Source organism: Wolbachia endosymbiont (group B) of Protocalliphora azurea (genome assembly GCF_947251865.1).
GTDB lineage: Bacteria > Pseudomonadota > Alphaproteobacteria > Rickettsiales > Anaplasmataceae > Wolbachia.
In genome coordinates this window covers 1311031-1322968 of record NZ_OX366394.1, presented here as the reverse complement: position 1 = coordinate 1322968, position 11938 = coordinate 1311031, and the positions used below count along the sequence as shown (strand labels likewise).

General features: G+C 33.5%; 15 protein-coding genes and 1 pseudogene. 6 read left to right on the top strand and 10 right to left on the bottom strand.

All coding sequences use genetic code 11. The features are described 5' to 3' along the window. Positions 1-38: 38 nt before the first annotated feature. Positions 39-419 (bottom strand): annotated as a pseudogene (locus OPR35_RS06250) (IS4-like element ISWosp8 family transposase); the annotation flags it as partial. Positions 420-928: 509 nt separating this feature from the next. On the opposite strand from OPR35_RS06250, the gene OPR35_RS06245 reads away from it, so the two are divergent. Next, a complete protein-coding gene (locus OPR35_RS06245) occupies positions 929-1681 on the top strand; it encodes an ankyrin repeat domain-containing protein (protein WP_007302265.1) in 753 nt (250 codons plus the stop codon). 102 nt (positions 1682-1783) lie between these two features. On the opposite strand, the gene tyrS is transcribed toward OPR35_RS06245, so the two are convergent. Then, entirely contained in the window at positions 1784-3046 is a 1263-nt protein-coding gene (tyrS, locus tag OPR35_RS06240) for a tyrosine--tRNA ligase (RefSeq protein ID WP_052264675.1), read from the bottom strand. A gap of 228 nt (positions 3047-3274) precedes the next feature. Next, positions 3275-3592 carry a ribosome silencing factor gene (gene rsfS / locus OPR35_RS06235; RefSeq protein ID WP_007302263.1) on the bottom strand — a complete coding sequence of 106 codons (318 nt, stop codon included), beginning with the start codon at positions 3590-3592 and terminating at the stop codon, positions 3275-3277. A 128-nt stretch (positions 3593-3720) separates the two neighbouring features. Between rsfS and OPR35_RS06230 the strand changes: the two genes are divergently transcribed. The 3 genes from OPR35_RS06230 to OPR35_RS06220 are packed head-to-tail and all read left to right on the top strand — an operon-like array spanning position 3721 to position 5579. Next, positions 3721-4320 (top strand): AAA family ATPase, encoded by a 600-nt coding sequence (locus tag OPR35_RS06230; protein WP_052264674.1) that lies wholly within the window; start codon positions 3721-3723, stop codon positions 4318-4320. Then, the gene (locus tag OPR35_RS06225) at positions 4313-4801 is read left to right on the top strand and encodes an RNA pyrophosphohydrolase (RefSeq protein ID WP_007302261.1); all 489 of its coding nucleotides are present in this window, start codon (positions 4313-4315) and stop codon (positions 4799-4801) included. Before OPR35_RS06230 ends, OPR35_RS06225 begins: the two co-directional genes overlap by 8 nt. Then, positions 4791-5579 (top strand): TatD family hydrolase, encoded by a 789-nt coding sequence (locus OPR35_RS06220; protein WP_007302260.1) that lies wholly within the window; start codon positions 4791-4793, stop codon positions 5577-5579. Before OPR35_RS06225 ends, OPR35_RS06220 begins: the two co-directional genes overlap by 11 nt. Positions 5580-5584: 5 nt before the next feature. On the opposite strand, the gene mdh is transcribed toward OPR35_RS06220, so the two are convergent. From mdh to OPR35_RS06185, 7 genes are read right to left on the bottom strand one after another with little or no spacing between them, the layout of a single operon-like run. Continuing rightward, on the bottom strand, positions 5585-6529 hold the full coding sequence (gene mdh / locus OPR35_RS06215) for a malate dehydrogenase (protein ID WP_007302259.1): 945 nt from the start codon (positions 6527-6529) through the stop codon (positions 5585-5587). A 3-nt stretch (positions 6530-6532) separates the two neighbouring features. Then, a complete protein-coding gene (locus OPR35_RS06210; RefSeq protein ID WP_007302258.1) occupies positions 6533-7108 on the bottom strand; it encodes an NADH-quinone oxidoreductase subunit C in 576 nt (191 codons plus the stop codon). A gap of 1 nt (position 7109) precedes the next feature. Then, a complete protein-coding gene (locus OPR35_RS06205; protein ID WP_007302257.1) occupies positions 7110-7613 on the bottom strand; it encodes a NuoB/complex I 20 kDa subunit family protein in 504 nt (167 codons plus the stop codon). Continuing rightward, entirely contained in the window at positions 7604-7957 is a 354-nt protein-coding gene (locus tag OPR35_RS06200; RefSeq protein ID WP_012481929.1) for an NADH-quinone oxidoreductase subunit A, read from the bottom strand. Before OPR35_RS06200 ends, OPR35_RS06205 begins: the two co-directional genes overlap by 10 nt. Before the next feature lie 17 nt (positions 7958-7974). After that, positions 7975-8343: an HIT domain-containing protein gene (locus tag OPR35_RS06195; RefSeq protein ID WP_006014413.1), complete on the bottom strand. Its 369-nt coding sequence runs from the start codon at positions 8341-8343 to the stop codon at positions 7975-7977. 6 nt (positions 8344-8349) lie between these two features. Next, positions 8350-8634: a hypothetical protein gene (locus OPR35_RS06190; RefSeq protein WP_019236871.1), complete on the bottom strand. Its 285-nt coding sequence runs from the start codon at positions 8632-8634 to the stop codon at positions 8350-8352. Positions 8635-8637: 3 nt separating this feature from the next. Beyond that, on the bottom strand, positions 8638-9372 hold the full coding sequence (locus OPR35_RS06185; protein ID WP_264684865.1) for a hypothetical protein: 735 nt from the start codon (positions 9370-9372) through the stop codon (positions 8638-8640). Between the two features lie 184 nt (positions 9373-9556). Here OPR35_RS06185 and OPR35_RS06180 point away from each other — a divergent pair, with 184 nt between their 5' ends. Both OPR35_RS06180 and OPR35_RS06175 read left to right on the top strand, forming a co-directional pair. After that, a complete protein-coding gene (locus tag OPR35_RS06180) occupies positions 9557-10933 on the top strand; it encodes a UDP-N-acetylmuramoyl-tripeptide--D-alanyl-D-alanine ligase (RefSeq protein ID WP_019078639.1) in 1377 nt (458 codons plus the stop codon). A gap of 48 nt (positions 10934-10981) precedes the next feature. After that, the gene (locus tag OPR35_RS06175) at positions 10982-11932 is read left to right on the top strand and encodes a complex I NDUFA9 subunit family protein (protein WP_213863883.1); all 951 of its coding nucleotides are present in this window, start codon (positions 10982-10984) and stop codon (positions 11930-11932) included. The last annotated feature ends 6 nt before the right edge of the window (positions 11933-11938 follow it).

The following is an 11938-nucleotide window of genomic DNA, read 5'->3' as shown; positions in this document are numbered from 1 at the left end:
TATCTGTTCAGGCAATGGCGTTAACTTAAGAGAATGAATTAGCAAGCTCTCCTAAAGACATTATGGCGTTTAGGCTTATCTACTTTATTGCGGCTATACAATCTTCACGTTAACTTTAGTGCGTATTTTAAAAAGGGCTTGAAAGTTTTTTGGTGCTAATAAGCACCTGATAAAGTTTCTGTCTCATTACACCAAATAAAACTGAAAAATTTAAACGATACTCAGCAATTTGATCTGGGTTCCAAGGCTCATGTGCATTACACATATGAAGTATTGCACATGACCAAGTTTGCACAAAATTCTTGTTTCTAAATTTATCCCAGAAAAATTCTCTAATTCTGCTTCTACTTTGAGTCGTTTATAGCACTCCTCTATGTGACACTTAATAGATAAGCTTTACTGATATCTTCTTTATTGAAATAAAATAGAAACCAAAGGTCCTATTTTTTACAGTATTTTATTCCTTAACATCTTTTCTTAAGTTGACGCTATTGGGCTTTGTTGCATCGCTATCTACGATGAATAAAAGATAAAATGTAGAATATCAGTAGCTTATTATTCTAGCATTTATAGTAAGGACAATCAGTAAATATCTAAATTTAAGTAAAAGAAGTTTTACTATCATTCACTAATCTAGCTAGAATTCAAGAATTTCAATGCTTTAGCTATTTTAAGTAGAATTAAATTTACTAGTACAAACAATAAATTACTATTCTTAAATTTAATCAGATAGATTGCAAAAAATAAGATTTTCAATAAGCTGCTTGTATAGTTAGCCTTTCATAGATAGTGATGCAACAAAGCCCGCTGGAATCTAGTTCATATTATATATTTATCTGATAAGTTCCATGTATGTGTAATTTATTTAAATTGACTTCTTATCATATAATTAAATACATTATTGAAAATTAAAGGTAAGGTTATAGCAATGGAAATTTCAAATTGGCACGAATTATTGAGTTTAGTTAATGTTGACAAAGATTTAAGCAAAGATAACGTAATTGAAAAAATACAAAATGAGCTGAAAAGATATTCAAAGGAATATGAAGAGTGGGAAAAGTCTGGCTTTGATATAAATTATGTGTTTAAAGATGGTGAAAAAGCGACTCTTTTGCACTTGGTGGCTTCCTTTAACCTAGAAAATATAGCGAAGGCTCTCATGGAAAAAAGGGCAAATGTTAATGAAAAAGATGTAAAAGGAGATACTCCTTTACATAATACTACTTATCTTGATAGTATAAACATAGCAAACGCTCTCATAGAAAAAGGTGCAGATGTTAATGCAATAAATATATGGAGAAGGACTCCTTTACACTATGCTGCTTTATTTCGCAGTATGGCCATAATAGATGCTCTTGTAGAAAGAGGTGTCAATGTTAATGCAGTAGATATGTGGGGAGAGACTCCTTTATACTATCTTAATTGTCCAGCAATTAAGAAAGGGTGGATTGCCGGTGGAGTAACTGCATTATTAGGTACTGCTATATCTATAGCACTTTTTACAGCCGGAGCAATTACAGCTGAGTTAATACCTATAGTTATAGCAGTAGTTGCAATTACAGCAACAGCATTAATAGTTGGCAATGCTATATATAAATTGTCAAAGCCTGACACTCAAGTTGATAAACCAATCTCAGCAAATCGACAGCAAGAAACTGCTAGCGATAGTAGGGTTGCCTAGCGATTCTGCCGCAGTGTCAGCTGCTTTAATGATATCCATTTGTTCCTATAATTGTCTTTTCTTGGCTACCTTATTTTGCTATTCTGCTGAACAGAGACAAATTTACTTTCTTACTTCACTCACTAAAATTTTAATATGTCGTTTCTTTCCTGCAGATAATTTTATAAATGGCTGACCTTTAAAGCTTTCAGAGTTTATTGTATAGTTAACATCGTTTATAGTATTATCATTAACTTTGCATCCATTGCCTTGTATTAAACGCTTTGCCGCACCTTTTGAAGGTTCAAAACCGGTGTCATACAGCAGGTCTATCAAGGGTATACCATTTGCAATTTGTTCTTTTGTAATAGTGTAACCAGAAAGCAATGAACTGTCTTCATTTTCAAAAGCAGAGATTGCAGCAGATCGTGCAAGTTCGGCTTCTTTGCAACCGTGACATATTTTCGTCACTTCTGTTGCCAAAACCTTTTTTGCTTCGTTTGTTTCTTGATCCTTCAAGGACTCTAGTTTTTTAATTTCATCAGTTGGTAAATCAGTGAAAAGTCTCAAGAAACGACCAACATCTTGATCATCAACATTGCGAAAATATTGCCAGTAATCATAAGAATTTAGCATGCTGCCATCAAGCCATACTGCCCCACTTTCAGTTTTGCCCATCTTTTTTCCTTGTGCGTTTAATAAAAGAGGTGTGGTAAGACCAAACAGCTCAGGTAAATTTAACTTTTTGCTAAGTTCAATTCCGTTTACTATATTTCCCCATTGGTCTGACCCTCCAATCTGGAAACGACAGCCATACTTTTTATTCAACTCGACAAAATCATAGGCTTGTAACAACATGTAATTAAACTCGAGAAAGCTTAGATTTTGCTCCCTATCTAGCCTAATTTTCACACTATCAAAGCCTAACATGCGATTTACAGAAAAATGTGTCCCTATATCACGCAAAAAGTCTATATATTTTATGTTATCTAACCAATCTGCGTTGTTTACTATGATTGCACCAGTTTTTCCATAATCGAAAGATATCATCTTCTCGAGGGTTTTCTTTATACCAAGTATATTTTGATTGATATCTTCTATCGGCAAGACGCTTCTTGCTTTGTCTTTACCAGATGGGTCACCAATTTTTGTTGTGCCACCTCCAAGTAGAACTATTGGCTTATAACCGAATTTTTGTAGGTGACGGAGCATCATGATTTGAATGAGACTGCCAATATGCAAACTTGGTGCCGTACAATCAAACCCAATGTATGCAATTATATAATTATCTTGTGATAATAGCTGGTCTAACCTATCAATGTTTGTACATTGATATAGGTATCCTCTTTCTTGAATGAAGTTTAAAAACTCGGATTTATGTTTCATAATATGTTATTTTGTGTGTAAACGGTGTTGTTAACGATGGTGTCATTCCAGTGCTTGACGCTGGAATCCAGTTTATTATGAAATTTCATCAAAAATGTTGTATAGTGTGCTCGTTTATGATTAAGTTTTCTAGATTCCAGCGTCAAGCACTGGAATGACACCACCAACTTCATAAGGGTTGCCTTCAAAATTACAACATTTGAAAGTGTATACCAGCTACCTGGATAATCAATTCCATAACTCTTCTATCTTATAATATTCTCTTACTTCTGGCCTGAATAGGTGAACCATTATACCTTGAAAATTCACAATCACCCAGTTACCTTCATCCATACCTTCTACATCTATTTTATCATATTGCTTGAGATTTTTCATCACGTGCTCAGCTAATGCTTTTACATGGCGGCTCGAATCACCGGATGCAATGATCATATATTTTGCAATGACAGTTTTATTCTGTACATCAAAAGTAACTATATCTTGACCTTTGTTTTGATCTATTACATCTACAATTGTATTTTTTATTGATTCTGTATCACCATTCATTATTCTAAATTATATAATTTATCTGTAATGATACACTCAAAATTTCTGAATATGAACTATTTTTGATATGTTTCTAGTGTAACGTTTATAATACATATATTTGTAATATATGATAGTTTTCTGATGGTATGATCATTTACTTAATCGGATTTCCGGGTAGTGGCAAACTTACGATTGCAAAAGAGCTGTGTAATATTATTGATGGGGTGATAGTAGACAATAACCTGTTTAATAATATTATATTTGATATGATTGACTTCAGAAATGCTGAGGTTACAAGTGAAATATGGGAAAAAATTTTTGTGATTAGAGAGAATATGTTAGCAATATTGGAAAAATACCATATAGAATCAAAGCATTATATATTTACAAACGAATTGATAAAAGGTGATTCCTATGATCAAAAAGTATACAACTCAGTGGTGAATTTAAGTAAAAAAATGAACGTGGAGATTCTCCCTGTGGTGTTATATTGTAATAGTGGAGAACTAGTAAAGCGCGTTCAATTAAAGGAAAGAGAGCAGGAGAGAAAAATTACTGATTCAGATTTTGCTATGAGAAGAATTAAAGGAAAGAAACTATTTGTCCCTCAAGGTTCACTTGAAATTGATAGCTCAAACTTAAGCGCAAAAGAAGTTGCAAAAAAAATTGTTGAAAAAATGAATAGTAAAAAAGTAGTTGGAACTTCTATGATAGATAATTTAGCAACAGAGAGTATTTGTGATTAGTGAGGAGAAAGAGTATCGCCCTTGTGTTGGCATAATGTTATTTAACAAACAGGGAAATATTTTTATTGGAAAACGTTTTGATAGTGACTCTTATTGGCAGATGCCACAAGGAGGAGTTGATGAAGGTGAAGAGCTAGAGCAGGCAGCGCTACGTGAGCTATTGGAGGAAGTTGGTACTGATGAAGCAGAAGTTGTGGCTCAAAATAAAGAGTGGATATATTACAACTTACCCGAGGAAGTTATACCGATATGCTGGAATGGGAGATATTCTGGCCAAAAGCAAAGGTGGTTCTTAATGAAATTTTGTGGGAAGGATAAGGATATTAATATTAACTATACTGATCATCCAGAGTTCAAAGAGTGGCGTTGGCAAAATGTGGATGATTTGGTAGCCAGTGCTATACCGTTCAAAAAAGAAGTTTATAAAAAAGTGATAGAAGAGTTTTCTTCTATCATAAAAGGATCTATTTATGATAGTTGATTCTCATTGTCATCTAATTTATTTTTCTGATGATGAAATACCAAAGGTAATTTCAAGAGCAGAGCAAAATGGTGTGAGAATTTTGCATAACATATGTATAAGCATTAATGATATCCCTAAATTATTAAAAATCTCTTCATCCTATGATCAAGTCTACTGCTCCGTTGGTATACATCCGCTTGATACTACTGTGGAAAAAGGTGAGTGTATAAATGCTGATGAATTGATTGAATTTACTAAGGGCAAAAAGGTAATTAGTATCGGTGAAACCGGATTAGATTTTTATAAATCTGATAACAAAAGCAATCAAAAAAAAAGTTTTGCATCACACATAGAAGCGGCAAAAGTAACAGGATTACCTTTAGTTATTCACACTAGAAGTGCTGATAGTGAGATGATTGATATGTTAAATTCAGAAATGAAGAAGGACGCTTTTAGTGGAGTAATGCATTGCTTTGCTTCTTCTAAAGAGCTTGCTTATAAGGCTATGGACTTGGGATTATACATTTCATTTTCTGGAATTATTACTTTTAAAAATGCGAACTTACTAAGAGAAATTGCACAAAATGTGCCACGTGAGCGTGTTTTAGTTGAAACTGATGCACCTTACCTGTCACCTGAGCCTTACAGAGGAAAAAAAAATGAACCAGCAATGGTGAAATACGTTGTGAATTGTTTAGCGAAATTATGGAATGAATCGCCAGAAGAAGTAGCAAAAATAACTACAAATAATTTTTTTAGACTGTTTTCGAAGCTTGAGCTCAAAGAAATTCTATAGGGCAATTAATTTAGCTGACAGAGCTCTTTTACTGCACTTACAGATTTATAAAACATCTCTTGTTCACTATCGTTCATTTTAACTTCTAGAACTTTCTCAACTCCATTTTTGCCAATAATAGTAGGAACACCAATGAATAAGTCTTTCACACCATATTCACCATTAAGATAAGCAGCGCATGGTAATATACGCCTTTTATCTTTTAAGTATGATTCTAGCATGCTTATGGCTGAAGATGCAGGAGCATAGTATGCAGATCCAGATTTAAGTAGATCAACTATTTCTTTTCCACCATTACGAGTGCGCTCAACTATTTCATCAACTTTTCCTCGCGTAATCACACCCATCTCAATGATTTGGGTAAGTGGAATGCCAGCAATTGAAGCATAATTGATTAGTGGTACCATAGTGTCACCATGTCCTCCAAGCACAAAAGCAGATACATCTTCGACAGAAATATTTAACTCACTTGCAAGAAAATAACGAAAACGAGCAGAGTCAAGCACTCCTGCCATACCAACAATCATATTAGTTGGCAGGCTTGAAGATTTGTATACTACTGAAACCATAGCATCTAAAGGATTGGTAACCACTATTACAAATGCGTTTGGAGAATGTTTTTTAATATTTTCCCCAACCTCTTTCATTACTGCAGCATTAGTTTGCAGAAGGTCATCTCTGCTCATTCCAGGTTTTCTGGCAATGCCAGCAGTTATTATAATTGCGTCAGAGTTTTTTATATCTTCATACCTATTTGTACCAGTAATATTGACATTAGATCGATCAATAGGAGATGATTCTGTAATGTCAAGTGCTTTACCTTGTGGTATTCCATCGCTTACATCAAGCAAAATAACATCTCCTAGCTCTCTTAGTGCAATCATATGGGCAAGAGTCCCACCGATATTTCCTGCACCAATCAAAGATATTTTTTTTCTTTGTGCTGTCATTTTCTACTCCTTTATATTTACTTTTGTGGCTTTACTAACTTCCCAAGGGGATAAGCTGTCAAACATACGAAAATCTTGTGGTAAGTCTATAGGATTATATACAACCTTTTTTGCCTCTATATCGTATCTTACTTCCTCGTAGCCAGTGAGAGGAAAATCTTTTAACATTGGATGACCTTTGAATCCATAATCCGTTAAAATCCTACGTAAATCTGGGTGATCAGAAAACTCTATTCCATACATATCAAATACTTCACGCTCAAACCACGAAGCTGCGTTAAATATCTTTGCTACACTTAGAGGTATATCACCTTCACATAACTGAAGCTTTATGTGCACTCTGATATTGTGTACAACGCTGAGCAAATTGTATATTAGCTCGAAACGTTTTTCTCTATCTGGGTAATCAACCCCAAAAACGTCAACTAATAATTCAAGCCTACACTTTTCATCATCACGTAGAAAGAGTAAGTGATTTTCAATGTCATTCAAAGCTGAATATATTACAATAGTGCCATCATTTTTCTGAATACATTCACATTTAGTCTTTTTTTGTATGTATTTTGCAGTTTTATCCATGCTATATATTTTTAGTTCGTTTTATTTTATTTTGTAGACATAGCATTCCATATAGCAACGCCTCAGCAGTTGGAGGGCATCCAGGAACATACACATCAACTGGCACAATTCTATCGCAACCACGGACTACTGAGTAAGAATAATGATAATAGCCACCGCCATTTGCACAACTTCCCATAGAGACGACGTATTTGGGATCTGCCATTTGATCATAAACTTTACGCAATGCTGCTGCCATTTTATTAGTTAACGTGCCAGCAACAATCATAACATCTGCTTGCCTTGGGCTTGCACGAAAGATTATGCCATATCTATCAAGATCATAACGACTGGATGCAGTGTGCATCATCTCTACTGCGCAACATGCAAGACCAAATGTCATTGGCCACAATGAACCAGACCTTGCCCAGTTCATTATATAATCTATTAAATCGCCAAATTTAGTGATAAGAAAACCTTCTTTTTTGTAACGATTCCAGTCGCCATTAGATAAATTTATTCCCATTCCAACGCACCTTTACACCACTCATAAAGAAAGCCTATAGTAAGTATTGCAAGGAATATCATCATAGACCAAAATCCGCAATAGCTTATTTTAGATAAAGAAACGGCCCAAGGGAAAAGAAAAGCAATTTCTAAATCGAATATTATGAACAATATTGCAACTAAGTAAAATTTTATGTCGAAACTTTTTCTGGCTCTTGATAAAGGATTAAAGCCACACTCATATGTAGAAAGCTTTTCACCATCTGGGTTACTGACTGCAAGAAACATAGGTAATACACCTAAAGTAAAGGATACTACAATTGATACACAGATAAAAATTAATATGGTTAAATATTCACTCATTTAAAAAACATATAACACTATGAATTTACATGCTTTCCTAATCTTTTACCACCTAAAATATGTATGTGAAAGTGCGGTATAACTTGCTCTCCATCTTTACCGTGATTAGTAACTAATCTATATCCTGTTTTTTCTAAGTTATATTTATGTGCTATTTCTCTAACAGTTTTAAAAAAACTTACTATTTCCTCTTCGGAAGCTTTCAGAACAAAATCATCGTATGAAACGTATTGAGCTTTTGGTATAACTAGAATATGAACTGGTGCATCAGGATACTTATCACGAAAAGCCAGCACATTTTCATTTTTATGTATTTCCTCATAAGACAACTCACCTCTTAATATCTTAGCAAAGATATTAGTGTCATCATAAGCTGTACTACCCATACTTTATTAAATTCCTGGTCCTCTTCTATTTTGCTTATGATTTGGTGTAGAAGGTGGGCTTATTGCTGCTTCGCTAGAAGCATCTTCAAGACTTGAAACGTCGTCTTTTAGCTGTATATCTTGTCCACGCAAAATTGACCCATAGTCCATTTGGTGTCTTTTTGAAAAAGTTTCTATTCTATTTGCCCTTCTTGCAGCAATAACTTCTGGTTGTAAATGATACATATCTCCAGGAACAGTTAGGCTATGATACCTTTCCTCTATTTGAACTTCTTTCATAACACTCTCCATAATTTATTTCCCCCTACCTCTTATGCTTTCGCAACTTTCAAAATCTTGTTTAATAGCTTTTTGCCAATTATTTAAAATTTTCTCTGATGACTTTTCTTTATCCATAGGCCTTACAACTTCCTGTGACTTCTGCTTTTTACTATCATATCCACTATACAACTTTTCTGCAATACCATACAGCAATTTCCGATCTGTGTGAACTTTAAACTCTCCACCAGTAATTTTTGCCAAATTTTTAAGATCACAATCAATCTTATTATAAATTCCTTCAAGAGCGTACTTTTTCATTACTTTTTCATCCATACCTAGATTTTTATCTTTTATTTCTTGGATAATTTTTTCAACATCAACTTCAATTACAATTTTGTTTTCTTCTCTAAAAATAGTTATATTGGGCAGATCTTCCCTTATTTCATCTAATTTCTCTGGACTCAAGTAAGGTATATCCCCCGTTAAAGTTCTTGACGCTAAAAAACTTACCTTACCTTTTTCTTGTTTTGTTATTTGTATGCCGAGGTACTTACTAGCTTCTGTGGTTTTTATAGGTGGGTCATATTTCTCTTCTTCTTTAGGCAAATCACTCACAGCGTTTTTTAATGAAACTTTAGCATCATGCTTCATTTCATCAATTGAAGCAAACGGTTTCTTCATAGGATAAATAAGTGCTTTAGGCACAAGAAAAAACACGCCTTTTATCTTAGCCAAAATAGACTTTTTATTTGACTCACCTTTTGCCATACATACCTCCAAGTCACTTTCTACAATCAGATAGTAAAACACACTCAATTATAGACGAAAATATTTAAGCTTGTATATCTATTATAAGATGAAATTATAGAAATAGCAATCATTATTTGTACATTACCAAAGTATGTAGTATTTTTGCTGCTTTTCTTGTTCAAATTACCTTTAAAGATAAATTATGTTAAAATGGAACGCAAATAATATTATAGATGCTACTGGCGGAAGAGGGGAGGGTGTTTGTAATTCGGTGTATAGCTCAAATATTTCAACGGATACAAGAAGCATAAAAAAAGGTGATTTATTTATTGCTCTCAAGGGAAAGAAATTTGATGGGCATGATTTTCTACATGAAGCATTTTTAAAAGGAGCTGTTGCTGCGGTAGTAAGCGAAGATAAATATAGAAATTTTCCTCTAATTATTGTGCAAGATACTCTAAAAGCTTTGCATAATATGGCATCATATTACATTAGAAATATTCTTGTTAATGCTAAAGTTATCACAATTACAGGTAGTGTTGGGAAAACCACTACAAAAGATATGCTTAACACTGTTTTGTTGCATTATGGAGTATCTCATGTAAATGAAGGTAACTTGAATAATAATATAGGATTGCCTTTTACGATTCTAAAAGCGCCAGAAGACTGCCAGTATTTAATCCTTGAAATAGGAATGAGTAGAGCTGGTGAAATAAAAGAGTTATCGAAGATTAGCAATCCGGATATTGCAGTTATTACCAACATTGAACCTGCGCATGTTGAAAACTTTTCATCTCTACTTGATATTGCGCAAGCGAAATTAGAAATTCTACATGGTATGAAAAATAATGGTACTTTGGTTTTGAATAAGGATAATGAACATTATGATTATCTCTTATCAAATGCTAACAGAAATGTAGTAAGCTTTGGTAAGAATGAAAGTGCTACTGTTTGTTTGTTAGAACTAATAAGAGACGATAACGGTCTAAATTTAAAAATCAAACTGAACAGTGGTCAAATTATGAACTGTAATTTACCTGTAAAAGGCGAACATTTTGCATACTCTGCATTAGTTGTTACAGCAGTTTTGCAAAGTCTCGAACTTGATTTATCTAAATTACCACTAGCACTTGAGAATTTTACTGTAACAGAAGGTAGAGGTAATGTTCATCAAGCTAAATACAATGGAAAATTAGTACATTTGATTAACGACTCCTATAATGCTAACCCTACTTCAATGAAGGCTGCAATAAGAACTTTAGGTACATATTCTAATTTAAGAAAAGTGGCACTACTTGGCGATATGTTAGGACTTGGTAATGAAAGCATAGTATTTCATACAGAATTGCTTGACTCTATAGTAGAACAAAATGTGAATAAAGTTCATACAGTTGGTAAATTTATGTTAGAATTGAATAAACTTTTACCGGAGAATATAAAAGGCATGCATTTCGATGATTCTAACCAATTGAAAAGTAATTTAGCTAATATTGTTCAAGGTAATGATGTAATTTTAGTTAAAGGTTCTCATGGAATGAGAATGGACCTTATAGTGCAGGAATTCACAATAGAATATTAAATAAAACTATTGTATTAATTTAAAGTTAAGTTATTGGAAGTTTTAACTGTGATAAAACGTATAATTATTTTTGGTGGAACGGGATTTATAGGAAAACACATCGTAAGACGCTTGGCAGCGGCGGGGTATTTAATAAGAATATTTACTCGTGATCAGGAAAAAGCTGCTTGTCTGAAGTTATGTGGAAATTTAGGACAAATATCAATAATTGAAGGAGATTTTTTTAATGAAAGATCAATTTTAGAAAGTATGGAGGGGTGTGATGTTGTTATAAATTTAGTAGGAATATTATATGAAAAAAGAAAATACGATTTCTATGACGTTCATGTTAGAGTAGCTGAAAGAATAGCAAAAGCTGCGCAAATAAAAAGTGTATACATGATGATACATTTTTCTGCCATGGGAATAGAAAATAGTAAGCTGTCAAGATACGCCCACAGTAAATTAGAAGGTGAAAAAGCTGTAACTTCAGCATTTCAGGGAGCAATAATAATTAAGCCAAGTCTTGTATTCGGTAAAGAAGATAGTTTCTTCAATAAATTTGCAAGATTAGCAACAATTCTTCCTTTTTTGCCGTTAATCGGTAGTGGAATAACGAAGTTTCAGCCGATATGTGTAACAAACTTAGCTGAAGTGGTATACCGTATTATCAGCTTTAATAAGCAAGATAAAAAAATTTATAATATAGGTGGACCAAAAGTTTACTCTTTTAAAAGCTTATTAAAGTTTATTCTGAATGTGACTAACAGAAAGTGTCTACTGATCAATGTACCTTTTCCAATGGCAAGATTGATAGCCTTTTTCTTAGAAAGTAAAGTTGTTTCTGTACTGTTAAAACCTATAACCGGAGATGCAAGCCCTATACTTACTCGAGATCAGGTGAAAGTTATGATGAGTAGTTCAATCGAAAAGTCAGATGATCTCGGAACAATGAAAATTAGACCACTAGCAATTGAAAATGTGGTACCAGAATACTTGAAAATTTATAGAAAGCATTGATAGAAG